At 59.8% G+C, this 22,902-nt stretch carries 23 protein-coding genes; 17 read left to right on the top strand and 6 right to left on the bottom strand.

Annotated features, from left to right (window positions below; all coding sequences use genetic code 11):
* The first annotated feature begins 64 nt into the window (after positions 1–64).
* From N2A98_RS01450 to N2A98_RS01425, 6 genes are all read left to right on the top strand, one after another.
* Positions 65–235: a YhfG family protein gene (locus N2A98_RS01450; RefSeq protein ID WP_005783831.1), complete on the top strand. Its 171-nt coding sequence runs from the start codon at positions 65–67 to the stop codon at positions 233–235.
* The gene (locus tag N2A98_RS01445; protein ID WP_275622932.1) at positions 235–834 is read left to right on the top strand and encodes a putative adenosine monophosphate-protein transferase Fic; all 600 of its coding nucleotides are present in this window, start codon (positions 235–237) and stop codon (positions 832–834) included. The genes N2A98_RS01450 and N2A98_RS01445 overlap by 1 nt, the downstream gene beginning before the upstream one ends.
* Before the next feature lie 170 nt (positions 835–1,004).
* Positions 1,005–1,328, top strand: coding sequence for a hypothetical protein (locus N2A98_RS01440; RefSeq protein ID WP_044270537.1), 324 nt, complete (start codon positions 1,005–1,007; stop codon positions 1,326–1,328).
* 261 nt (positions 1,329–1,589) lie between these two features.
* The gene (locus N2A98_RS01435) at positions 1,590–2,171 is read left to right on the top strand and encodes a hypothetical protein (protein ID WP_275622931.1); all 582 of its coding nucleotides are present in this window, start codon (positions 1,590–1,592) and stop codon (positions 2,169–2,171) included.
* Positions 2,172–2,488: 317 nt separating this feature from the next.
* Positions 2,489–2,845 carry a DUF1493 family protein gene (locus N2A98_RS01430; protein ID WP_275622930.1) on the top strand — a complete coding sequence of 119 codons (357 nt, stop codon included), beginning with the start codon at positions 2,489–2,491 and terminating at the stop codon, positions 2,843–2,845.
* Between the two features lie 69 nt (positions 2,846–2,914).
* Positions 2,915–3,778, top strand: coding sequence for a DMT family transporter (locus N2A98_RS01425; protein WP_275622929.1), 864 nt, complete (start codon positions 2,915–2,917; stop codon positions 3,776–3,778).
* A 59-nt stretch (positions 3,779–3,837) separates the two neighbouring features.
* Here N2A98_RS01425 and N2A98_RS01420 read toward each other — a convergent pair whose 3' ends face one another.
* The gene (locus tag N2A98_RS01420; protein ID WP_005783824.1) at positions 3,838–5,379 is read right to left on the bottom strand and encodes a phosphoenolpyruvate carboxykinase; all 1,542 of its coding nucleotides are present in this window, start codon (positions 5,377–5,379) and stop codon (positions 3,838–3,840) included.
* A gap of 179 nt (positions 5,380–5,558) precedes the next feature.
* Positions 5,559–6,461 carry an Hsp33 family molecular chaperone HslO gene (hslO, locus tag N2A98_RS01415; protein WP_003187686.1) on the bottom strand — a complete coding sequence of 301 codons (903 nt, stop codon included), beginning with the start codon at positions 6,459–6,461 and terminating at the stop codon, positions 5,559–5,561.
* Between the two features lie 124 nt (positions 6,462–6,585).
* Here hslO and N2A98_RS01410 point away from each other — a divergent pair, with 124 nt between their 5' ends.
* Positions 6,586–7,389, top strand: a complete 804-nt coding sequence (locus N2A98_RS01410) for a phosphatase PAP2 family protein (protein ID WP_275622928.1) — start codon at positions 6,586–6,588, stop codon at positions 7,387–7,389.
* Positions 7,390–7,624: 235 nt separating this feature from the next.
* On the opposite strand, the gene N2A98_RS01405 is transcribed toward N2A98_RS01410, so the two are convergent.
* Positions 7,625–8,032, bottom strand: coding sequence for a S4 domain-containing protein (locus tag N2A98_RS01405; protein WP_032894118.1), 408 nt, complete (start codon positions 8,030–8,032; stop codon positions 7,625–7,627).
* Between the two features lie 116 nt (positions 8,033–8,148).
* Here N2A98_RS01405 and N2A98_RS01400 point away from each other — a divergent pair, with 116 nt between their 5' ends.
* From N2A98_RS01400 to rimK, 3 genes are all read left to right on the top strand, one after another.
* Positions 8,149–8,928, top strand: coding sequence for an EAL domain-containing protein (locus N2A98_RS01400; RefSeq protein WP_275622927.1), 780 nt, complete (start codon positions 8,149–8,151; stop codon positions 8,926–8,928).
* A 79-nt stretch (positions 8,929–9,007) separates the two neighbouring features.
* The gene (locus tag N2A98_RS01395; protein ID WP_229999889.1) at positions 9,008–9,424 is read left to right on the top strand and encodes an ATP-dependent zinc protease; all 417 of its coding nucleotides are present in this window, start codon (positions 9,008–9,010) and stop codon (positions 9,422–9,424) included.
* The gene (gene rimK, locus N2A98_RS01390; protein WP_003187674.1) at positions 9,421–10,326 is read left to right on the top strand and encodes a 30S ribosomal protein S6--L-glutamate ligase; all 906 of its coding nucleotides are present in this window, start codon (positions 9,421–9,423) and stop codon (positions 10,324–10,326) included. Before N2A98_RS01395 ends, rimK begins: the two co-directional genes overlap by 4 nt.
* Positions 10,327–10,933: 607 nt before the next feature.
* Here the strand turns inward: rimK and N2A98_RS01385 are convergent.
* Together N2A98_RS01385 and ompR are read right to left on the bottom strand one after the other, a co-directional pair.
* Positions 10,934–12,247, bottom strand: a complete 1,314-nt coding sequence (locus N2A98_RS01385) for an ATP-binding protein (RefSeq protein ID WP_003187671.1) — start codon at positions 12,245–12,247, stop codon at positions 10,934–10,936.
* Between the two features lie 117 nt (positions 12,248–12,364).
* Positions 12,365–13,105: a two-component system response regulator OmpR gene (gene ompR / locus N2A98_RS01380; protein ID WP_003187669.1), complete on the bottom strand. Its 741-nt coding sequence runs from the start codon at positions 13,103–13,105 to the stop codon at positions 12,365–12,367.
* Positions 13,106–13,461: 356 nt separating this feature from the next.
* Between ompR and N2A98_RS01375 the strand changes: the two genes are divergently transcribed.
* The 7 genes from N2A98_RS01375 (at position 13,462) to tauD (ending at position 21,685) form a co-directional block, all read left to right on the top strand.
* Complete coding sequence (locus N2A98_RS01375; RefSeq protein ID WP_014716472.1) at positions 13,462–15,786, top strand: Tex family protein; 2,325 nt, start codon at positions 13,462–13,464, stop codon at positions 15,784–15,786.
* The gene (locus tag N2A98_RS01370) at positions 15,786–16,169 is read left to right on the top strand and encodes a PaaI family thioesterase (protein ID WP_044270474.1); all 384 of its coding nucleotides are present in this window, start codon (positions 15,786–15,788) and stop codon (positions 16,167–16,169) included. The genes N2A98_RS01375 and N2A98_RS01370 overlap by 1 nt, the downstream gene beginning before the upstream one ends.
* A gap of 214 nt (positions 16,170–16,383) precedes the next feature.
* Positions 16,384–17,967 (top strand): glutamate--cysteine ligase, encoded by a 1,584-nt coding sequence (gene gshA / locus N2A98_RS01365; protein WP_047712341.1) that lies wholly within the window; start codon positions 16,384–16,386, stop codon positions 17,965–17,967.
* Between the two features lie 258 nt (positions 17,968–18,225).
* Positions 18,226–19,203, top strand: a complete 978-nt coding sequence (gene tauA, locus N2A98_RS01360) for a taurine ABC transporter substrate-binding protein (RefSeq protein WP_275622926.1) — start codon at positions 18,226–18,228, stop codon at positions 19,201–19,203.
* 18 nt (positions 19,204–19,221) lie between these two features.
* The gene (tauB, locus tag N2A98_RS01355) at positions 19,222–20,001 is read left to right on the top strand and encodes a taurine ABC transporter ATP-binding subunit (protein ID WP_275622925.1); all 780 of its coding nucleotides are present in this window, start codon (positions 19,222–19,224) and stop codon (positions 19,999–20,001) included.
* On the top strand, positions 19,998–20,834 hold the full coding sequence (gene tauC / locus N2A98_RS01350) for a taurine ABC transporter permease TauC (RefSeq protein ID WP_275622924.1): 837 nt from the start codon (positions 19,998–20,000) through the stop codon (positions 20,832–20,834). The genes tauB and tauC overlap by 4 nt, the downstream gene beginning before the upstream one ends.
* Before the next feature lie 14 nt (positions 20,835–20,848).
* Positions 20,849–21,685, top strand: coding sequence for a taurine dioxygenase (gene tauD, locus N2A98_RS01345; protein WP_275622923.1), 837 nt, complete (start codon positions 20,849–20,851; stop codon positions 21,683–21,685).
* Between the two features lie 146 nt (positions 21,686–21,831).
* Here tauD and mgrA read toward each other — a convergent pair whose 3' ends face one another.
* The gene (gene mgrA, locus N2A98_RS01340) at positions 21,832–22,869 is read right to left on the bottom strand and encodes an L-glyceraldehyde 3-phosphate reductase (RefSeq protein WP_044270464.1); all 1,038 of its coding nucleotides are present in this window, start codon (positions 22,867–22,869) and stop codon (positions 21,832–21,834) included.
* Positions 22,870–22,902 lie beyond the last annotated feature (33 nt).

The raw sequence follows: 22,902 nt of genomic DNA, 5'->3' as shown, positions 1-22,902 counted from the left end.
TATCCCGCCTACCGAGCTACGCATTGCGCTACAATCAAGCCTTGCTTTCCAAGAGGACGCAGCGATGAGCGAACTGACGTTTGAGCAAAAACAGGATCACTATCACAAGATCCGCCGTTCCAATTACCTGGCCAGCCTGCGCCTGGAAGGGTTCGATACCCAACCGGCCGACGTCGACAAACCCCTGCCGACCCGCGAAGCCGTCCTTGCCAAGTACCGCAACACCTCACGCTGATGCTCGACAAATACGGGGTGGGCCAGGACCCGTACTGCTATCCCGGTAGCAGCATCCTGCGCAACCGCCTCGATTTGCTCAATGAAGCACGCTTGCATCAGGCCGAGCGGGAATTATCCGAAATCGCCGTAGGCAACCTTCCACTCTTTCCGCCGCCCTACGACCTCGATCGCCTGCAACACATTCACCGCGTCCTGTTCGGTGACATTTATGACTGGGCCGGCGAACTGCGCAGCGTCAACATCCAGAAAGGCGACACGCTGTTTTGCACCCCGGAGCGTATCCCCCCAGAAGCAGCGAAAATCGTCCAGCATATGCAAGACGCCAATTGGTATGTCGGTGCGACTCAGGCTGACCTTGTGCGTCAAATCGCTGAAGCTTATGGCGACCTGAATGTCATTCATCCCTTCCGCGAGGGAAATGGACGGGCGCAGCGGATCCTGTTTGAACAGATCATCGTGAATGCGGGGTTTTCGGTGAATTGGTGGCTGGTAAAACATGCGGCCTGGATACCCGCGAATATTGATGCGGTGGCGTGTGACTATCGGGGATTGGAAGCGATTTTTGAGCGGTGTATCGGCAGGCCTCTCAGTGTCTGATCGAACTTCGAACGCCTAAACCATCTGTTTATTGCTCGAGAACAAACTCACTTTTAAGGTTGGGCTCGTCGCTACCAATTCAGCGACCGGGCTTGGTCACCCGAAAAACAGCAGAGACAACGTGCCAGCTCTTCTGGCGTATTTCTTTGAATCTGTATTGGAACACTGTGATGACAAAGCCGAACCTTCCCACCAATCGCTATCGTCAGCTACGCACCAACTTCACCGACACTCACCCGCTTCTCATCGACACTCAAGCATCAGCCGAAGACATCCAATCTGCCGCCCACCAGCGCATCCGCGCCGCCAGCGACTTACTGGAAACCTTCTCCTGCCTGACCTTCGAACACGCCGACCTCAAAGACATATCCCACATCATCAATGCGCTGTACCTGCTCGTTCAGGACGGCTGTGATTTGCTGGAAGCTACTCAACACGTACAACTGCCACCAGCGACCGATCAGCCACCACACAGCAATCCGCTACACAGCTAAACCTGTGGGAGCTGGCTTGCCTGCGATGGCGGCGTATCGGACTACGTTTCCAAACCTGACACACCGCCATCGCGGGCAAGCCCTAATACCCGTAGGAGCGAGCTTGCTCGCGAAAAACTCACAGGCACCGCGTTTATCCAGGAAGGACGCGTTACCGTTGACGTTTTTCGCGAGCAAGCTCGCTCCTACAAAAGGCCTTAGGGCTAGCCCGGTTTCCACATCTGCTCGGTTCAGCCGGCAGAATCGGTATCAAGTCATAAAATGCAGGAAGGCATTGTAAGAAACCAAAAAACGGCGCGTCGTCCGTTTCCCAAACTGCTTCAAATACCCGTTCAACCCTCTATACCAGTTACGCGTAGCCGCCTGAAAATAACCTCCTATCAACTGTCTCGGAAAAACCGTGAACATCGAAAGGACTCAATATATATCGGCCACTATGGCATCACTTTCACGGTAATTCGACTCACCGTGATGCCAAACAATCGAAAAGAGCTAGCCACACTTTGCTTGCTGGAAGCAAAAGCTTCAGCGATAGAGGTCAGCTTGCGGCTTCAGAAGTTGTACGAAAAGATGCTCGCCCGAGATCTACCCTGCGTCATGACAGTGGTCGTCTCAAAGCCACTGACCAGGAAGCAGGCAGATAGCTTGAACAATCGGAACAACCTCATAAAAGACATCATTTCTGGCGCAGTTGCAGCCCCTGTCGGGATCATATCCAGCAAAGCAGAATCGATAGTCGAGAACGCTATCAGCGATTTGATTTCTCGCAGGATCCGCAACTTTCACAGCGCAGACATCGTCATTGGCCTGGATGCTCAGGTCAGCGGTGGCATAGGCCCGTAGCGCTCAAGCGTCTCAATGCATGTGTACTCCAGATGAATTTTAGTCAATGGCTTTACCTACAAACAGCGCTATTATTCGCTCTCCATCTGCTGCTGTATTACAAAATCACTGACTGCACGTTAAGAACGCGTTTCGCCGTTACCTTCATCGTAACGGGACTGCTTCTGTTGTTCTGGCTACCCCACATCGCCATTGTCCTGAACATTCAACTTCTTCCCCTGGCCTTGTTTTTGATAGGTTTGACTCTCTTCATCACGCGAAACAAATACCGCCTGCAACGTAAAAGGCCTCCTCACCCACTCCTACGCACCCCAACCATGAACCTGGCCCCCAACTTCCCCGAAGACCCTGTCATGCAGCAACTCCTGCAATTGCTGCATGAAGAAATCGGTCTGCCGAAACACAAGACCATTAGCCTGCAAACCTCGCTCAACTTCGACCTTGCTTGCGATGGCGTTGAGGCCAAGCAATTCATGGAGGCGCTGGAACAGGATTTTGGGGTCGACCTAAGCGACTACGACGCTTATCGTTACTTCCAACCGCCGGTGTTCGACGTGTTTCTGAAACGGCGCGCCAAGGGCCGTGGTGACAAAATACCGTTGACCATCGGCATGCTCTACCTGGCGATCAAGACCCACAGGTGGGACACGCAAACGCTGGAAAACCTGAGCTGACCTGAGCAAGCCCGCTCCCACATTGGGACTGCGCCAAGCTGGCGATCGGTATACAAACAAGGACCTTACATGGACGTAACAATGGGCCTGCTGGCCGCCCTGCTCTGGGGTGGCACGGACTTTCTGGTGGGCCTCAACGCCCGCGCCGTTGGCGTTAAACGCGCGGTGTATTTCGGCCAAGCCCTCGGCTTTTTGATCATGACCCTCCTGCTGGTCATTTTCCCGGCCTTCCTTTTCAAATCCCTTGATGCGCCATTCAGCGTCTGGCTTTTGGGTATCGCCGCCGCCCTGCTGACGGTGTCCGGCGCCCTTGCACTGTCCAAAGCCTTTGCCTTGGGCAAAGCGGCCATCGTCGCGCCGCTGGTGACGTCCTATGGAGTGGTGACCACCCTGCTGTCCTGGGCCAGCGGTGAGCACATCAGCCTGGTACAACTGGGCTGCATCGCTTTATGCGTGATCGGCGTTGTGCTGTCCAGCATTCACAAGGACAACGGTACGCTCCACAACAACCCGCGCCTGTCGATTGCCTACGCCATGTTCGCCGCAACCTTGTACGGCACCAGTTTCTGGCTGCAAGGCCGCTACACACTGCCGGCGTTGGGGCCGATCACCATGTTGTGGCTGGGTTACCTAGTGGGCCTGTGCGTGCTGGTGGTGATGGTGCTGAAGATCAAGGATGGCCTGAAGATCCCGCCACTGAAAAACTGCGCGACGTTGACCGGGGCGAGCTTGATGAATCTCGGCGGGTTCTCGGCGTTTTCGTGGGGCGCGATGGCCGGCTCGGTGTCGGTGGTGACCGTGATCAGTACGCTGTCGGGAGGCATTGCGGCGATTCTGGGGTTCGTGTTTTTCAAGGAACGATTGTCAGCGGTGCAGGTGGCAGGCGTCGTGCTGGTGCTGGTCGGTGCAGTGGTACTGCACATCGCCGACTAATCGTTCGCGCATAAAAAAGCCGCCTACTTAAGAGGCGGCTTTCTTACAACCAGCGAATCTTACAACTTAGGACCCGCCGCCTTGATCGCATCACTCACTTCAAACTTCTTGAAGTTTTCGATGAACAGGCCAGCCAGCGCCTTCGCCGCTTCGTCGTAGGCAGCCTTGTCAGCCCAGGTGTTGCGTGGGTTCAACAGGCCGGTTTCAACGCCGGGTACGGCCAATGGCACGTCGAGGTTGATAGTATCCAGGTGTTCGGTTTGCGCACCGATCAACGCGCCGCTCTGGATGGCTGCAATCACGCCGCGAGTGGTCGGGATGTTGAAGCGTTTACCCACGCCGTAGCCGCCGCCGGTCCAGCCGGTGTTGACCAAGTAGACCTTGGAGCCGAAACCACGGATGCGCTTGATCAGAAGCTCTGCGTATTCGCCAGCCGGACGAGGGAAGAACGGCGCGCCGAAGCAGGTGGAGAACGTCGACTTGATGCCGCTGCCCGAACCCATTTCGGTGGAACCCACCAGAGCGGTGTAGCCGGACAGGAAGTGGTAGGCCGCTTGTTCTTCGCTGAGGATCGACACAGGCGGCAGTACGCCGGTCAGGTCGCAGGTCAGGAAGATCACCGCGTTTGGCTCGCCGCCCAGGTTCTTTTCGGAACGCTTGGCAACGTGCTCCAGCGGGTAGGCGGCACGGCTGTTCTGGGTCAGGCTGACGTCGGCGTAGTCGGCGTGCTTGGCCTCGTCGATCACGACGTTTTCCAGCACCGCGCCATGCTTGATGGCTTTCCAGATCACCGGCTCGTTCTTCTCGGACAGGTCGATGCACTTGGCATAGCAACCGCCTTCGATGTTGAACACCACGCCTTCGCCCCAGCCGTGCTCGTCGTCACCGATCAGGTAACGGCTTTCGTCGGCCGACAGGGTGGTCTTGCCAGTGCCGGACAGGCCAAAGAACAGGGTCACGTCGCCTGCTTCGCCGATGTTGGCGGCGCAGTGCATTGGCAGCACGTCGGCAGCCGGCAGCAGGAAGTTCTGCACCGAGAACATGGCTTTTTTCATTTCACCGGCGTAACGCATGCCGGCAATCAGTACTTTTTTCTGGGCGAAGTTGAGGATCACGCAACCGTCGGAGTTAGTGCCGTCACGCTCTGGCACGCACTCGAAGTTGGCCACGTTGAGCACTTGCCACTCTTCACGACCGGCCGGGTTGTACTGGGCCGGGTTGATGAACAGGCAACGACCGAACAGGTTCTGCCAGGCAGTCTGGGTGGTCATTTTCACGGCCAGGTAGTGGTCTTCTGCAGCCCCTACGTGAACATGGGAAACGAAATGCTCTTGCGCGTTGTTGAAGGCCTCGACGCGAGCCCACAGAGCATCGAACTTGTCGGCCGGGAACTTGCGGTTGATCGGGCCCCAGGCAATGGCGTCCTGGGTGGAAGGCTCTTCAACGATGAAACGGTCAACCGGCGAACGACCGGTGCGGTGACCGGTTTCTACGACCAGCGCGCCAGTATCGGCAAGCACGCCTTCACCGCGCTGCAGGGCTTCTTTGACCAGATCGTCAACACTCAGATCGGTGTATACGGCGTTATTGGCTTGCGTCATGAGGTTCCCCGTCGGCCTATGGCCGAGTGCTCCAAACGTTTTGTAGTAGAAAGTTGCGCACTACTACCGCGAAAAAAGTGGGCCGGATTATGCCAGAAAAGCCCAAAAAGAGTAGGGCCCTCCCGTCAGAACACCTCTAATCCGGCGTTTGTCAGGTGATTTACCTGTGCTTAAACGTTTTAGTGGCGGGTGTCGGAAGGGGTGTCGCTGCCTGCGCCAGCGAACAATTGCGCTACATCAGCCGCATCGAACAGGTAGCGCTGGTTGCAGAACTGGCAGTCGATCTCGATATGGCCGCCATGTTCCACCACCAGATTTTGCGCATCTTCCAGGCCCAGACTGACCAGCGCGTTGCCGGAACGCTCGCGCGAGCAGCTGCAATTGAAGCGCAGGCCTTGTGCGTCGAACAGGCGCACGGCTTCTTCGTGGTAGAGACGGTGCAGGATGGTTTCGTTGTCCAGGCCCAGCAGTTCTTCGGCCTTCAAGGTGTCGGCCAGGGCGATGATATGCCGCCAGCTTTCGGCACGGTCATCCTCATCCTTGATGCGATCGGCCGGCAGTTGTTGCACCAGCAAACCGCGAGCGCGCTTGCCGTCGGCGTTAAGCCAGAACTTGGTGCCCACTTGCTGGGACATGACGAAGTAGTTGGTGAAGCATTCCGACAGGGTCTGGCCGTCGAGGTCGACAATACCCTGGTAGCGCTGGCCTTCGGTCGGGTCGACAGTCAGTGCCAGGACGCCGTTGGGCATCAGGTCGGCCAGGGTAGCGTCTGCAGCAATCTGCTCAGCGTCGTAACGGGCCAGGCCACGGATCTCGCGCTCGCTGGAGCACTCGATCATCAACATGGGCACCGGCCCTTCGGAGCGAGCCTGCAAGATCAGCAAACCGTCGAACTTCATGGTGCCCACCAACAGCGCCGCGGCGGCCATCAACTCGCCGAGCAATTGCGCGACCGGCTCCGGATAGGCGTGTTTGGCAAGGACTTCGGCATAGCTGAGCTCCAACGAAACCATCTCGCCGCGGGCATCGCTCTCATCGAAGATGAAGCGTTGGGTGAAGTCGGTATCCGGTAGATCAGTCATAGGTCTGGGTATCTGAAGTGATGACAAAATGATTACAAGGTTTATAAAATTAAACGCTTTAGCACCATCTTGGTGCGACTTCTCCTGAATTCAAGGAGCACAATAGAGCGATGAGGGACAGTTTATGAACAATCCGGGTTTGTTCCAAGCCAACTGGAACCTCCGGCGATGGGCTCTTTGCAATCTACTCGCTATCGGGCTGCTGTGTTTTTGGCTGTGGCCCACGGGCCAGATGCTCTGTGTGATTTTCGACGAATGGCTGTTTCATCTGCTCAATGGCCCACTGGCCACGAACTCGACCTGGTTGCATGTATGGGCCGTGGCGAGCCTGCGGCCGTTTGATGCAGTGGTCGGCGTGATTTTGCTGGCGCTGCTGATTCGCGGCGACTGGGTGTTCAAGGCCGTGCAGGTGCGCCAGGCGTTTTTTGGCTTCCTCGGCATTCTGCTGTTGTTGCTATTTATCCGCATGCTGTTCTCCAAACTCGCGGCGCACATGGGCTGGCAGCACAGTAGCCCGTCGATGGTCATCAGCGGCGCGATTCAAATGAGCGACTTTTTCCCAGGGCTGGAGAAAACCTGGGAGCTGAAGGACCGCTCGAGCCAGAGCTTCCCCGGCGACCATGCTTCGGTGCTGTTGATCTGGGCGATGTTCATGAGCGTCTTCGCCCGGCGCATCGGCGAGGTGCTGGTGATCTGGGGCCTGGCGCTGCTGTTCATGATGCCGCGGCTGGTGGCCGGCGCGCACTGGGGCCAGGACGATTACATCGGTGGCGTACTGCTGGCGCTGTTGGCGTTGGGGTGGGGGTATTACACGCCGTTTGCGGCGAAGGTATCGGGCGCTTTGTTGCGCATGACGGCGCCGCTTTTCGGGCTACTGAGCAAGTTGCCCGTTCTTGGGCGGTTGAGTGTCATGCGCACAACTCTTTAACCCCCCAAGGCTAAAAGTGGGCTTGCCCTAATGCCAGTCAGTTAAGCGGTCATCGCCTTCTGTAGGAGCGAGCTTGCTCGCGAAAAACGTCAACGATAACGCGTGTTGCTGAATGAACGCGGCGCCTGTAAGTTTTTCGCGAGCAAGCTCGCTCCTACAAAAAAGCCTTAACTGGCTGGCATTAGGGCTTGCTTGCTCCCACATTTGGTCGAGTTTGCATGGGCGACTCGTGTAATCAATCGTCATTGCCGCTGCCGCGGAATTTGAACAGATCGCGGCGCTGCTTCTTGCTCGGCTTGCCATCGGTGGTCAAGCCTGAAGCGCCCGCCTTGCGCATGGCCGCAGCGTTTTCGCGCTTGGCGATGCTGGCTTCGGTCTCGACATACAGTGCCTGCGCTTCAGGCGCGCCGCGGCGCACAATGGAAAGCGCCTGCACCACAATGGTTTTTTCATCAAACCCTGTACGAATCTGAAACTCGTCGCCGACGCGCGGCTCCTTGCCCGGTTTGCAGCGCTCGCCGCGATGGTGCACCTTGCCGCTCTCTATAGCCGCCTTGGCCAGGGCGCGGGTCTTGTAGAACCGGGCTGCCCACAACCACTTGTCCAACCGGACCTTCTCTTGCTCTTCCTGCTTTTGAGCCACTTGAATTCCTCGCTCTGAAAAATGTCGCAACTTTACCGTTGAAACCCTTCGACGCATAAACCCCAAGGCTCACCTAAGATACGCCAGGTAGCACCCTGTTTTCGCGAGGATACGCCGTGACCGACTTTCCCGTTTCACTCACCTCGCCCAACCAGCGGTGCGTGGGTTGCCAGCAAAGCGAGCCGCTGGGGTTCGATTTTGCGTTTGCCTACCAGCCTATCGTAGACCTGCGTGACCATTCGATATTCGCCCACGAAGCCTTGGTGCGCGGTACCCAGGGAGAAGGCGCTCTGTCGGTGCTGGCTCAGGTCAACGAAACCAATCGCTACCGCTTCGACCAGCGCTGCCGGACCAAGGCCATCGCGGGTGCCGCCGCCCTGGGTGTGCAGACTCATCTTTCCATCAACTTCATGCCCAATGCCGTATATCGCCCGGAGCTGTGTATCCGCAGCACGCTGGAGGCCGCCCGGGCGCACAATTTCCCACTGGACCGGCTGATTTTCGAGACCCTGGAAAGCGAGCACGTAGATAACTATCGCCATTTGACGAATATTCTGCGTGAATACCGCGAATTCGGCTTCAAGACCGCCATCGACGACTTCGGTGCGGGCTATTCGGGGCTGAACCTGCTGGCCGATTTCCAACCTGACTTGATCAAGCTCGACATGGCGCTGATTCGCGATGTCGACCAGGATCGTGTCCGTCAAGTGATCGTCCGGGGGATTGTCACAATCTGTGAGCAGTTGGGGGTTACTGTCATCGCCGAAGGCATCGAAAGTGCCGGCGAGCGCGACTTCCTATCCGACTGCGGAATATTTCTGATGCAGGGTTTCTGGTTCGCCAAGCCTGCATTCAAAGCGTTGGCTGAGGTATCTCCTCAAGCCTGGGCAAATTGACCGGTTAACCCTATTGAAGACATTTGACCATTTGACCGTTGTAGGTCTGCGTGAGTGGGTGGCACTTCCCGACTTGGGAGTGGCGGGCCTGCGCGCGAAGATCGACACCGGCGCCAGCACCTCAAGCCTGCACGCCACCGATATCGAGCCGTTTGAGCGCGACGGTGAAAAGTGGGTGCGCTTTACCGCGCACCTGGGCAGCGTGGTGCAACTGCGTCACCGTCGCTGCGAAGCGCCCCTGGTGACGATGAAAACCATCAAGAGCTCCAACGGCCATGCACAGGTGCGCTACGTGATCAGCACCACCCTGGCCCTGGGTGATCGGGTATGGCGGGTAGAGTTCACCCTCGCCTGTCGCAAAGCCATGCGTTACCGCCTGCTGCTGGGCTCCAAGGCGTTGATTGACGGCCAGTTGGTGGTCAATCCGGGCCTCAAGTACGTTCAAGACAAGCCGGTGTTCCCGGTCTCCACTATTTCTGCCCCAGGTGCTGCATGAAGATCGCTGTGCTGTCGCGAAACCCGCGTCTGTATTCCACCCGCCGCCTGGTCGAGGCCGGCACTGAACGTGGCCATGAAATGGTGGTGATCGACACGTTGCGTGCCTACATGAACATCGCCAGCCACAAGCCGCAGATCCACTACCGGGGCAAGCCCCTGGAAGGCTTTGATGCGGTGATCCCGCGTATCGGCGCTTCGGTGACGTTCTATGGCTGCGCGGTATTGCGCCAGTTTGAAATGATGGGCGTGTTTCCGCTGAATGAATCCGTGGCCATTGCGCGCTCGCGGGACAAGCTGCGCTCCCTGCAACTGCTGTCGCGTCGGGGCATCGGCCTCCCGGTCACCGGTTTTGCCCACTCCCCGGATGATATTCCCGACCTGATCGAGATGGTCAACGGCGCACCGTTGGTGATCAAGGTGCTGGAAGGCACCCAGGGCATCGGTGTGGTGCTGTGTGAAACAGCAACGGCAGCGGAGTCGGTGATTGAAGCGTTCATGGGCCTCAAGCAGAACATCATGGTGCAGGAATACATCAAGGAAGCTGGCGGCGCGGACATTCGCTGCTTCGTGGTGGGCGACAAGGTGATTGCGGCCATGAAGCGCCAGGCCAAGCCCGGTGAGTTCCGCTCCAACCTGCATCGTGGCGGCAGCGCCAGCCTGATCAAGATCACCCCTGAAGAACGCATGACCGCGCTACGGGCGGCCAAGGTGATGGGGCTGAGCGTGGCGGGTGTGGACATCCTGCGATCCAACCATGGCCCGCTGGTGATGGAAGTAAACTCATCGCCAGGCCTGGAAGGGATCGAAACCACCACCGGTAAGGATGTGGCGGGGATCATCATTCAGCATCTGGAGAAGAACGGCGGGCCGAATATGACTCGGACCAAGGGCAAGGGCTGAATACCCACACCTACCACCCATCACAAAACACCTGTGGGAGCTGGCTTGCCTGCGATAGCGGCCTGCCAGCCGGCGGCTATCTACCTGGCGCCCCTCGGTCCCAATGTGGGAGCGGGCTTGCTCGCGAAGGCGGCCTGACAATCAACACAGTTATACCGAGTACATATCCATTCCTGCGGTAACGGCCACTTAGGGTTCCGCTCTGACAGCGGCTCACTTTTGAAAAGCGCAAAAGTAAGCAAAACGCTCTTGCCCCACCACTCGGCACCTCGCCTAGGCTCGGTGTGCCCGTAATCCGCCAGTGATTTGGGGGGCCGCCGCCACGCGCCATCCATGGCGCGGGGCGGCTAAACCGGCATCCCTGCCGGTTTACCCCCCAAATCCCTGTCGAATTCCGGCCAGCGTGGTTTAACGGGGCGCCTAAGATCAAAAGCAGATCAAGATCAAGAGCGACTCGCTTCGCATCGTAGTTACCGTCGGCTGCTACAACGTACAAAATTGTGTAGATACCTATGCTGCGATAGCGGTAGCTCAGTCAACAACGATGTTGAATGTGCCACCCTCTTCGCCGGCAAGCCAGCTCCCACATTTGCATTCATATTGCTTGTTAGACAGCGTCCCTAGGCAACATCAACCCCAGCGGCAGCCGCACTCGTGCTTCCAACCCACCGCCTTCCCGGTTGCGCAACTCAACATTGCCGCCATGCATCGACGCAATGCGCCGCACAATCGCCAACCCCAACCCGGTGCCCTTGCCACCTCGGGCTCGGTCGCCACGGGTGAAGGGGTTGAAGATACCTTCCAATTCCGCCGGATCGATTCCTGTGCCACGGTCCATCACACTCAGCACCACGTAAGGGGCGGCACTGTCGCCGGAGACGTACGCGGCCACTTCCACATCGGAACCGGCATGGTGCAAGGCGTTGCCAATCAAGTTGTTCAGCAGGCGCTTCATCGACACCCGGCGTAAGGCGAACGGCTGGATCGGCTCCAGGCGCGTGCGCACCTGCTCACCGTTCTGGTTATAGGGCGCAACCACTTCACGCACGAGGTCGGTGAGGTCGACCTCCTCGACCACCTCATCGCGCCCGTCACGGATGAACGCCAGGAACTGGTCCAGGATGGCGTCCATGTCTTCGATGTCGCGCACCATGTCATCGGTGAGGTCGGTATGGTCACCCATCAGTTCCAGGGACAAACGCAATCGCGTCAGCGGCGTGCGCAAGTCATGGGACACCCCCGCCAGCATCAACTCGCGCTCGCGCCCAGCTTGTTCGACGTCTTCCGCCATCTGGTTGAAGGCGCCGTACACCTCGGTCATCTCACTGGGCGTGTCGCTGACCGGCAGGCGCACACTGCGCCCCTGGCCCAGTTGGCGAGCGGCAAACACCAGGCGTTTGAGGGGTTGGTTGAGCTGGCGGACGAAAATCCACGCAGACGCCGTTGAGAGCAAGCCAATGGCCAGGAACCAACCCAACACGTTCCAGATTTTTTGCCCGCGCAGCGGGTGCGGATAAAGCGGAACCTTGATCCACGCATCCCCCAGGCTGGGCGCTCGCACCCACAGCGCAGGCGAAACATGCATACGCAGGCGCACCTCGGTGTCGGCGCCCAATTCGGCCTGCATCTGGCGCTGGTAAATCTCGCTGTAGGGCCAATGTTGCTCGCCTTCAGGCACACCGGCGCCGTCAACCCGAGTCAGGGTCGATGCCTTGGCTACCTTTTCGCGGTTCTCAGGGTCTACCGCCCAATAACCACGCAACGTCAGGGCGACGCCATGGCTGTACTGCCGGTCTACCAGCACGTCTTCGTTCATCAGCAGATAAACCAGCGTGAGTGCCTTGGAAAACAGAACGACAATAAGCACCAGCCAGAGGGTGCGGGAGAAGAAACTTTGTGGGAACCACAGCGGGGTTTTCATAGATGAAAGCTGCACACCTTGCAGGAACGAGCGGTGCTCGCAGAATTGCAGACGCCGGGCATCCCGTCGACCCTCATGGGGTCAAACGCCAGGATACCCGCCCCTGCAAATCATCGGTCACTTGGTTGCGGTGCCATCCGGCACAAACACATAACCCACACCCCACACGGTCTGGATATAGCGCGGCTTGGACGGGTCCGGCTCGATCATCCGGCGCAGTCGGGAAATCTGTACGTCAATGGAGCGCTCCAGGGCGTCCCATTCCCGGCCACGGGCCAGGTTCATCAGCTTGTCACGGGTCAGCGGCTGGCGAGCGTTCATCACCAAGGCCTTGAGCACTGCGAATTCACCTGTGGTGAGCATGTGCACTTCTTCACCGCGCTTGAGCTCACGGGTGGCCAGCGACAGTTCGTAGTCGCCAAAGGTGACGCTTTCGTCTTCGCTGCCCGGTGCGCCCGGTACCGCCGGTGCCTGGCGACGCAACACGGCCTTGACCCGCGCCATCAGCTCATCGGGGTTGAACGGTTTGGCCAGGTAGTCATCAGCACCCAGTTCCAGGCCTTTGATACGGCTCAGCTCATCGCCCTTGGCGGTGAGCATGATGATCGGGATCTGGTTGTTCGCACCGCGCAGGCGCTTGCACGCGGTAAGGCCGTCTTCGCCGGGCAGCATCAGGTCGAGTACGACCAGGTTGAAGACTTCACGCCCTAACAGGCGATCCATCTGCTCGGTGTTCGGCACCGCGCGGGCACGATAGCCCTTGGAGTTGAAAAAACGCTCCAGCAGGCTGCTCAGCCCCGGATCGTCATCAACGATGAGAATTTTTTCGCCTTCAGCAGTTTGTGCGGTGCTGCTCATTGGATGCTCCTCTTATCTCGGCGCGCATTATGGCGTAGCTGCCGTTATACGCACCGTGTGCATTGTTAGCAGATTTTTCATCTACTGCCAGCGAACCCACGCCCTACAACCTGCGGCGCAGTAGCCCCCAAGGGCAGAACGCTGGTTATAATGCGGCGCCTGCGTGCAGGGCAACGTCAGATCGTTACCGTTTACTGCCGGGCTTTTTTTACCCGCTTGTCGTGAATTTTTCGATTTCGAGGGTCAATAGCCAGCCTCTTGACCCAGGCAGCGGCGCCAGTCGGGCCGCTCAACCAGCCTCGCCGTGCCTTGTTTAACGGGCCGGCGCGCTGATTTTAAGAATTTCAGGTGGTTTTATGGACAGCATCAACAGCCGCATCGCCGAGGAACTCGGCGTACGCCCACAACAGGTCGAAGCGGCCGTCGCTCTACTGGATGAAGGCTCCACGGTGCCTTTCATCGCCCGTTACCGAAAAGAAGTGACCGGCAGCCTCGACGACACCCAACTGCGTCACCTGGAAGAGCGCCTGCGCTACCTGCGAGAACTCGACGAACGGCGTATCAGCATCCTCGCCAGCATCGAGGAACAGGGCAAGTTGACCCCGCAACTGGAACGCGACATCAAGCTCGCCGACACCAAGACCCGCCTCGAAGACCTTTACCTGCCGTACAAACAGAAACGTCGCACAAAGGGCCAGATCGCCCTGGAAGCCGGCCTGGGTGACTTGGCCGATGGCCTGTTCAACGACCCGTCGCTGACGCCAGAAACCGAAGCCGCACGCTTTATCGATGCTGAAAAAGGCGTCGCCGACGTCAAGGCTGCCCTCGAAGGGGCCAAGTACATCCTGATGGAGCGCTTCGCCGAAAACGCCAGCCTCCTGGAAAAACTGCGCACCTACCTCAAGCAAGAAGCCATCCTCAGCGCCCGCGTCATCGCCGGTAAAGAGGAAGAAGGCGCCAAGTTCCGCGACTATTTCGAACACGACGAGCCGCTCAAAAGCATGCCGTCCCACCGCGCCCTGGCGATTTTCCGCGGCCGCAACGAAGGCATTCTCAGCTCCGCATTGAAAGTCGGTGACGAGCTGCCGGGCACCATGCACCCGTGCGAAGGCATGATCGGTCAACAATTCGGCATCCAGAACCAGAACCGCCCGGCTGACAAGTGGCTTGGCGAAGTGGTGCGCTGGACCTGGAAGGTCAAGCTCTATACCCACCTGGAAACCGACCTGCTCGGCGAGTTGCGCGACGGCGCCGAAACCGAGGCGATCAATGTGTTCGCCCACAACTTGCACGACCTGCTGTTGGCCGCACCGGCCGGCCCACGTGCCACCCTGGGCCTCGACCCGGGCCTGCGCACCGGTTGCAAGGTCGCGGTGGTCGACGCCACCGGCAAGCTGCTGGACCACGCCACCGTGTACCCGCACGTTCCGCACAACAAGTGGGACCAGACCCTGGCTATCCTGGCCGCCCTGTGCGCCAAGCACGCGGTGGACCTGATCGCCATCGGCAACGGCACCGCCAGCCGCGAAACCGACAAGCTGGCCGCCGAGCTGATCAAAAAATACCCAGCCATGAAGATGACCAAGGTCATGGTCTCCGAAGCAGGCGCTTCGGTGTACTCGGCGTCGGAGTTGGCCTCCAAGGAATTCCCAGACCTCGACGTGTCGATCCGTGGCGCGGTGTCCATCGCCCGTCGCCTGCAAGACCCGCTGGCCGAACTGGTGAAGATCGACCCTAAATCCATCGGCGTCGGCCAGTACCAGCACGACGTGTCGCAGCTGAAACTGGCACGCGGCCTGGATGCGGTGGTGGAAGACTGCGTAAACGCCGTGGGCGTGGATGTGAACACCGCATCCGTGGCCCTGCTGGCGCGGATCTCCGGCCTCAACGCCACCCTGGCACAGAACATCGTCAGTCACCGCGACGAAAACGGCGCGTTCAAAACCCGCGCCGCGCTGAAAAAGGTCGCACGCCTGGGTGAAAAAACTTTTGAACAGGCTGCTGGTTTCCTGCGCGTAATGAACGGCGACAACCCGCTGGACGCCTCTGCGGTTCACCCGGAAGCCTACCCGCTGGTGCAACGCATTGCCGCCGAGACCGACCGCGATATCCGTTCGTTGATCGGCGATGCCGCGTTCCTCAAGCGCCTGGACCCGAAGAAGTACACCGACGAAACCTTCGGTGTGCCGACCATCACCGATATCCTGCAAGAGCTGGAGAAACCAGGTCGCGACCCGCGCCCCGAGTTCAAGACCGCCGAGTTCCAGGACGGCGTCGAAGACCTCAAGGACCTGCAACCCGGCATGATCCTCGAAGGCGTTGTAACCAACGTGACCAACTTCGGCGCATTCGTGGACATCGGTGTGCATCAGGACGGTTTGGTGCATATCTCCGCGCTTTCGGAGAAGTTCATCAAGGACCCACGTGAAGCGGTGAAAGCTGGTGACGTGGTCAAGGTCAAGGTCATGGAAGTCGATATCCCGCGTAAACGCGTGGGCCTGTCGATGCGCATGAGCGACACCCCCGGCGAGAAAATCGACGGTGCCCGTGGCGCTCGCCCAGGTTCGGCGCCGCGCCAGTCGCAGAACAACGCGCCGCGCAAGGAAACCGCGACTGCCGCGCCGAGCAACAACGCCATGGCGTCGCTGTTTGCCAACGCCAAACAGCTGAAGAAGCGCTGATGCAGATCCCGGCCGGTTTGACCCAGAGCGCCTTCAGCGAACTGATCGGCTGCCGCCTGCAACGCCTGGAAGAGGGCGTTGCCGAGGTGGCCCTGACCCTGGAGCCGCACCTGCGCAACCGCGCGGGCAAGCTCCATGGCGGGGCGATTTTCAGCCTGGTGGACATCACCATGGGCCTGGCATGCTCCAGCGCCCATGGTTTTGACCAGCAGAGCGCCACCATCGAATGCAAGATCAACTATATCCGCGCTGTGGAAGACGGTGAGGTGCTGTGCACCAGCCGGGTGATCCACACCGGTCGCCGCACCCTGGTGGTCGAGGCCGAGGTGTACCAAGGCGAAAGACTTGTCGCAAAAGCGCAGGGCACGTTCGCTGTCCTATAGCTCCCCACCCCCGATTTGAGTTAATTTCGGCGCTGCGATAACAGCGTCGGAATTTTCTCGCTGCGCTGTAGCCCAATTCATGGAGTGAAGTCGGCAAATTCAGAGCGGGTCAAATCGACTCAAAACCAGGCGATCACGCCAGTTTCAACTTCACCCTTGTAGACCGTCCTGCCCACCCCCATATTGGGGCGACTGACGCGTGAAGGAATCCAACTTGAGCGAACTTCTCAACCGCCGCCTGGCCCTGCTCGGCAAGCGCGAACACCTCTCCCTGCTAGAGCAATGCTTGCACGGCATCGAGCGCGAATGCCTGCGTGTCACCAACGAAGGTCGCCTGGCGCAAACGCCGCACCCCGAAGCCTTGGGCGCCGCGCTGACCAATGAACAGATCACCACCGACTACTCGGAATCGCTGCTGGAGTTTATCACCCCAGCCCTGCCGAACCCGGCCGATACTCTGAGCAGCCTGGACAAGATCCATCGCTTTGCCTACTCCAAGCTGGGCAGCGAATACCTGTGGAGCCCCTCGATGCCGTGCCCGTTGCCGGCCGAGGAAGATATTCCGATTGCCTACTACGGCACCTCCAATATCGGCCAGCTCAAGTACGTGTACCGCAAGGGCCTGGCCCTGCGTTACGGCAAGACCATGCAGTGCATTGCGGGCATCCACTACAACTTTTCCCTGCCGGAACAGCTGTGGCCGTTGCTCAAGGAAACAGAAGGATTTGTCGGCACCGACCGTGACTATCAGTCCACGGCCTACATCGCGCTGATCCGTAATTTCCGACGCTACAGTTGGCTGTTGATGTACCTGTTCGGTGCCTCGCCCGCCCTGGACGCCGGCTTCTTACGCGGGCGCTCGCACCAGCTTGAAGTCCTCGACGCCGACACCCTGTACCTGCCCTACGCCACCAGCCTGCGCATGAGCGACCTGGGTTACCAGAGCAATGCCCAGGCCGGCCTGACGCCGTGCTACAACGATTTGGCCAGCTACACCGACAGCCTGCGCGAAGCGGTGGCAACACCCTACGCGCCGTACGTTGAAGTCGGCACGCACAAGGATGGCGAGTGGGTGCAACTGAACACCAACATCCTGCAGATCGAAAACGAGTACTACTCCAACATCCGCCCCAAGCGTGTGACCTACACCGGCGAGCGGCCGATCCAGGCGCTGATGGCCCGTGGTATTCAGTACATCGAAGTACGCTGCCTGGACATCAACCCGTTCCTGCCGATGGGTATCGACCTGCCGGAATCACGTTTCCTCGACGCGTTCCTGCTGTACTGCGCACTGAACGACAGCCCGCTGTTCGCCAACAACGAGTGCGGTAACGCCACCTCCAACTTCCTCAGCGTGGTCAAGGAAGGCCGCCGTCCGGGCCTGCAACTGCAGCGTGACGGCCAGCCGGTGGACATGAAAGAGTGGGCGGCCGAGTTGCTGGAGAAGATTGCCCCGCTGGCCGCCCTGCTCGATCAGAGCCATGGCATCACCGAACACAGCGAGGCACTGGACGCCCAGTTGGCCAAGGTCAAGGACCCGTCCCTGACCCCCTCGGCCCAGGTGTTGGCAGCCATGGCTGAGCGCAAGGAAAGCTTTGCGCAGTTCTCCCTGCATCAAAGCGAAGTGCATGCCGAGTACTTTCGCAAGGAGCCTTTGGCGGCTGACGAACAAGCGCGCTTTGAAGAGCTGGCCCGTGCGTCGCTGGCGCAACAGGCGGAGCTGGAGCAGAACGAAGTGGGCGATTTCGACGTGTTTGTCGGCTCGTACCAGGCAAGTATCCTCGCCATTAGCAACTAACCTAAGGCTCGCTCCCCTGGGGAGCTGGCTTGTGTGGGAGCTGGCTTGCCTGCGATAGCGGTGGGTCAGCAACCCACCTGTTGACTGATACACCGCTATCGCAGGCAAGCCAGCTCCCACATTATTCTGCCAGCCTGAAAACAGGCTTCGCCATTTACCCTCATAAGCTAATTCGAAAAAGTTATTTATTTTCTAATTCTTAGATCATTTAGTCTCCTCTCACGCCGACCTTCGGCCGCCTGATTGAGGAGCTTCCCCTTGAAACTGCTGACCCCTCTGCGCCTGTTGGCCGCATTGTCCCTGGCCGGTGCCAGCCTGTTTGCCCAGGCGGCGGATGTGACCATTGCGTACCAGACCACCGTGGACCCGGCCAAAGTCGCCCAAGCCGACGGCGCCTATGAAAAGGCCACCAACGCCAAGATCGACTGGCGCAAATTCGACAATGGCGCCGACATCATCGCCGCCATCGCTTCCGGCGACGTACAGATCGGCTACCTCGGTTCCAGCCCGCTGACCGCCGCAATCACCCGCAAAGTCCCGGTGCAAACCTTCCTCGTCGCTACCCAGATCGGCGGCGCCGAAGCCCTGGTGGCGCGTAACGGTTCGGGCATCAACAGCCCGCAAGACCTGATCGGCAAAAAGATCGCCGTGCCCTTCGTTTCCACCGGCCACTACAGCCTGCTCGCCGCGCTGAAACACTGGAACATCGACCCGGCCAAAGTCACCATCCTCAACCTCGCCCCGCCGGCCATCATCGCCGCCTGGAAGCGCGGTGATATCGACGCCACCTATGTGTGGGACCCGGCTCTGGGCGTGGCCAAGGAAACGGGCAAGGTGCTGATCACCTCCGGGGAGCTGGCCAAGTTCGGCGCGCCGACGTTCGATGCCTGGATCGTGCGCAAGGATTTTGCCGAGAAGCACCCGGAGATCGTTACCGCTTTCGCCAAGGTCACTCTGGATGCCTACGCCGCCTACCGAAAAGACCCACAAGCCTGGCTCGCCGATGCCGGCAACGTCGACAAGCTGGTGAAACTCTCCGGTGCCAAGGCCAGCGATATCCCGTTGCTGCTGCAAGGCAACGTCTACCCGCTCGCTGCCGACCAGGTCACCCTGCTGGGCGCACCGACCACCAAGGCCGTCACCGATACCGCTGCGTTCCTCAAGGAGCAGGGCAAGGTCGATGCCGTGCTGCCGGACTACGCCCCTTACGTCAGCGCCAAGTTCATTACCAACTGACCCCAGGAGTTCACTGCGATGGCCTTGCTACAGCTGGAGCGCATCAGCGCACAGTACCCAGGCGCCCCGGAACCGGTACTGTCCGATATTTCACTGGAACTAGGGCCCCAGCAATTGCTGGTTGCCCTGGGCCCGTCCGGCAGTGGCAAGACGTCGTTGTTGAACCTGATTGCCGGCTTCGTCGAACCGTCTGCCGGGCGTATCACCCTCGATGGCGTGCCGGTCAAAGGCCCCAGCGCCGAACGCGGCGTGGTGTTCCAGGACGACGCCCTGCTGCCCTGGCAGGACGTGTTGGCCAATGTGGCTTTCGGACTGGAACTGGCCGGCGTACCCAAGGCACAGCGCGACGTGCGCGCCCGTGAAATGCTCGCACTGGTGAACCTGGCCGGTTTCGACAGCCGCCGCATCTGGCAACTCTCCGGTGGCCAGAAGCAACGCGTCGGCCTGGCGCGTGCGTTGGCGGCCGACCCGCGCGTATTGCTGATGGACGAACCCTTCGGCGCCCTGGATGCCTTCACCCGTGAACAGATGCAGGAGTTGCTGCTGCAAGTGTGGCGGCGCACGGCCAAGCCGGTGTTCCTGATTACCCACGACATTGAAGAGGCGGTATTTCTCGCCACCGACCTGATCTTGCTCGCGCCCAACCCCGGCCAGATCGTTGAGCGGTTGCAGCTGGACTTCGGTCATCGGTATGCCGCCGGAGAATCGGCCCGCGCCATCAAGTCCGACCCACGCTTTATCGAAACCCGCGAACACGTGCTGGGCAAAGTGTTCTCCCAACGGCAGGTGTACGCATGAGCAGCTACGAACTTCCCGCCACGGCCACCGAGCCTGCGACACATGCCGTGATCCCGCTGCGCCGGCGCCTGAGCACGCGCTGGATCAGCCTGCTGACCCTGGTGGCCTTGCTCGCCCTCTGGTGGGCCGTCACCGCCACCGGTTTGATCGAGCCCCTGTTCCTGCCGCCACCGTCGGCCGTGCTGCAAAAAGGCTGGCTGTTGGCGACCACCGGTTATATGGATTCCACCTTGTGGCAGCACCTGGGCGCGAGCCTCAGCCGCATCGGCCTGGGCCTGGGCTTTGCGGTACTGTCCGCCGTGCCGGTGGGGATCGCCATCGGTGCCAACCGTATTGCCCGTGGCATTCTCGATCCGCTGATCGAGTTCTACCGGCCGATTCCGCCCCTGGCCTACCTGCCGTTGATCGTGATCTGGTGCGGCATTGGCGAGCTGTCCAAGGTGCTGCTGATCTACCTCGCTATCTTCGCCCCGATTGCCATCGCCACCGCCACTGGGGTGCGCACCGTCGACCCGGCCAAGCTGCGGGCTGCGCAGTCGCTGGGCGCCACCCGCGCACAACTGATTCGCCATGTGATCCTGCCCAGCGCCCTGCCCGATATCCTCACCGGTGTGCGCATCGGCCTGGGCGTGGGCTGGTCGACCCTGGTGGCGGCCGAGTTGATTGCCGCCACCAGCGGCCTGGGGTTCATGGTGCAGTCAGCGGCGCAGTTTCTGGTCACTGATGTGGTGGTACTGGGCATCCTGGTCATCGCCCTGATCGCCTTCGCCATGGAAATGTGCCTGCGCGCCCTGCAGCGTAAATTAGTGCCCTGGCATGGCCAGGCACACTGAGTGAAGAACCCACAATGAGCAGCCTGACCGTTACCCCATTAAGCACCGCCCTGGGCGCCCAGATCACTGGCGTCGATATCACCCAGCCGCTGAACCCCGAACAGCGCGAGGCCATTGAACAGGCGTTGCTCGATTATTCGGTGCTGTTCTTCCGTGACCAGCCGATCACGCCCCAACAACAGGCACGGTTCGCGGCGAACTTCGGCGACCTGCACATCCACCCGATCTACCCCAACGTGCCGGAACAGCCTGAAGTGCTGATACTCGACACCGCCGTCACCGACGTGAGAGATAACGCGGTCTGGCATACCGACGTGACCTTCCTGCCCACGCCTGCCCTGGGCGCGGTGCTCAGCGCCAAGCTGCTGCCAGCCTTCGGCGGCGATACCTTGTGGGCCAGTGGGATTGCGGCGTATGAGGCGCTGTCCGAGCCGTTGAAGCGCTTGCTCGATGGGCTCACCGCCACACACGATTTCACCAAGTCGTTCCCGCTGGAACGCTTTGGCAACACCGCCGAAGACCTCGTGCGCTGGGAGGCAACCCGCAAGAAAAACCCGCCGCTATCGCACCCAGTCGTGCGCACGCATCCGGTAAGTGGGCGTAAATCGCTGTTCGTCAGCGACGGTTTCACCACCCGAATCAATGAACTGGAACCGGCCGAAAGCGAGGCGATTCTCAAGCTGCTGTTCGTCCACGCCACCCGCCCGGAATTCACCATCCGCTGGCGCTGGCAGGAGAATGACGTGGCGTTCTGGGATAACCGCGTCACCCAGCATTACGCCGTGGATGACTACCGGCCGCAGCGTCGGGTGATGCACCGGGCGACGATTCTTGGGGATGTGCCGTTCTAACGCCAAGCACGATATATCCATCAATGAAAATAAAAATGTGGGAGCGGGCTTGCTCGCGAATGCGGTGATTCAGTCACCTATTTACTGACTGACACTCCGCTTTCGCGAGCAAGCCCGCTCCCACATTTTGGTCGCTGGGCGGCAGGTTATTCGGCGGTGGACGGCTTCTCCCACAAGTTGATGCCACCTTCCTGCGCAAACCGATCAATCTCCGCCAGCTCTTGCGCACTGAAGCTCAAGTTCTTCAACGCCCCGACGTTCTCGATAATCTGCTCCGGCCGGCTCGCACCGATCAGCGCACTGGTCACCCGTGGGTCGCGCAATGTCCACGCCAGCGCCAACTGGGCCAGGCTCTGGCCACGGCGCTTGGCGATTTCATTCAGGCCGCGTACATGGGCGATGTTGGCCTCGGACAGGTGCTGGGCCTGCAACGAGCCACCACCCGGACGGTTCACCCGCGCATCGGCCGGTACGCCGTTGAGGTATTTATCGGTCAACAAACCCTGGGCCAGCGGCGTGAAGGCGATCACCCCGGCGCCGAGTGCTTCAGTGGTGTCCAGCAGGTCTTTTTCCACCCAACGGTTGAGCAGGTTATAGGCCGGCTGGTGGATCAACAGCGGCACTTTCCACTCGTTGAGCAAGGCTGCGATTTCGCGGGTTTTTACCCCGGAGTAAGACGAGATACCGATGTACAACGCCTTGCCTTGTTGCACGGCGGTGGCCAGGGCGCTCGCGGTCTCTTCCAGGGGCGTGTCGGGGTCGAAGCGGTGGGAATAGAAGATATCCACATAGTCGACGCCCAGGCGTTGCAGGCTCTGGTCCAGGCTCGCCAATACGTATTTACGCGAACCGCCACCCTGGCCGTAAGGGCCGGGCCACATGTCCCAACCGGCTTTGCTGGAGATGATCAGTTCGTCGCGATAGTGCTTGAAGTCTTCGCGCAGCAAGCGACCGAAATTGATCTCGGCGCTGCCGTAGGGCGGGCCGTAGTTGTTGGCCAGGTCGAAGTGGTTGATGCCCAGGTCGAACGCCGTGCGCAGCAACGCGCGCTGGGTGTCGATCGGGGTACTGTCGCCAAAGTTGTGCCACAACCCCAGGGACAGTGCTGGCAGCACCAATCCACTGCGGCCTACGCGGCGATAAGGAATAGATTCATAGCGGTTTTCGGCAGCAATGTACGTCATCGAATCCTCTCTTGATCTAGGGCAAATAAGGCC

The organism is Pseudomonas sp. FJ2-5-13, assembly GCF_029201605.1.
Taxonomy (GTDB): domain Bacteria; phylum Pseudomonadota; class Gammaproteobacteria; order Pseudomonadales; family Pseudomonadaceae; genus Aquipseudomonas; species Aquipseudomonas lactis.
Note: the sequence above shows the minus strand (reverse complement) of the source record. Positions and strands in the feature narration are given on the sequence as shown.

Bases quoted from the DNA above. Each gene is read 5' to 3' on its own strand.
- N2A98_RS01450 (WP_005783831.1), top strand. From the start codon at position 65: ATGAGCGAACTGACGTTTGAGCAAAAACAGGATCACTATCACAAGATC.
- N2A98_RS01445 (WP_275622932.1), top strand. From the start codon at position 235: ATGCTCGACAAATACGGGGTGGGCCAGGACCCGTACTGCTATCCCGGT.
- N2A98_RS01440 (WP_044270537.1), top strand. From the start codon at position 1,005: ATGACAAAGCCGAACCTTCCCACCAATCGCTATCGTCAGCTACGCACC.
- N2A98_RS01435 (WP_275622931.1), top strand. From the start codon at position 1,590: ATGCAGGAAGGCATTGTAAGAAACCAAAAAACGGCGCGTCGTCCGTTT.
- N2A98_RS01430 (WP_275622930.1), top strand. From the start codon at position 2,489: ATGAACCTGGCCCCCAACTTCCCCGAAGACCCTGTCATGCAGCAACTC.
- N2A98_RS01425 (WP_275622929.1), top strand. From the start codon at position 2,915: ATGGACGTAACAATGGGCCTGCTGGCCGCCCTGCTCTGGGGTGGCACG.
- N2A98_RS01420 (WP_005783824.1), bottom strand. From the start codon at position 5,379: ATGACGCAAGCCAATAACGCCGTATACACCGATCTGAGTGTTGACGAT.
- hslO (WP_003187686.1), bottom strand. From the start codon at position 6,461: ATGACTGATCTACCGGATACCGACTTCACCCAACGCTTCATCTTCGAT.
- N2A98_RS01410 (WP_275622928.1), top strand. From the start codon at position 6,586: ATGAACAATCCGGGTTTGTTCCAAGCCAACTGGAACCTCCGGCGATGG.
- rimK (WP_003187674.1), top strand. From the start codon at position 9,421: ATGAAGATCGCTGTGCTGTCGCGAAACCCGCGTCTGTATTCCACCCGC.
- N2A98_RS01385 (WP_003187671.1), bottom strand. From the start codon at position 12,247: ATGAAAACCCCGCTGTGGTTCCCACAAAGTTTCTTCTCCCGCACCCTC.
- ompR (WP_003187669.1), bottom strand. From the start codon at position 13,105: ATGAGCAGCACCGCACAAACTGCTGAAGGCGAAAAAATTCTCATCGTT.
- N2A98_RS01375 (WP_014716472.1), top strand. From the start codon at position 13,462: ATGGACAGCATCAACAGCCGCATCGCCGAGGAACTCGGCGTACGCCCA.
- N2A98_RS01370 (WP_044270474.1), top strand. From the start codon at position 15,786: ATGCAGATCCCGGCCGGTTTGACCCAGAGCGCCTTCAGCGAACTGATC.
- tauB (WP_275622925.1), top strand. From the start codon at position 19,222: ATGGCCTTGCTACAGCTGGAGCGCATCAGCGCACAGTACCCAGGCGCC.
- tauC (WP_275622924.1), top strand. From the start codon at position 19,998: ATGAGCAGCTACGAACTTCCCGCCACGGCCACCGAGCCTGCGACACAT.
- tauD (WP_275622923.1), top strand. From the start codon at position 20,849: ATGAGCAGCCTGACCGTTACCCCATTAAGCACCGCCCTGGGCGCCCAG.
- mgrA (WP_044270464.1), bottom strand. From the start codon at position 22,869: ATGACGTACATTGCTGCCGAAAACCGCTATGAATCTATTCCTTATCGC.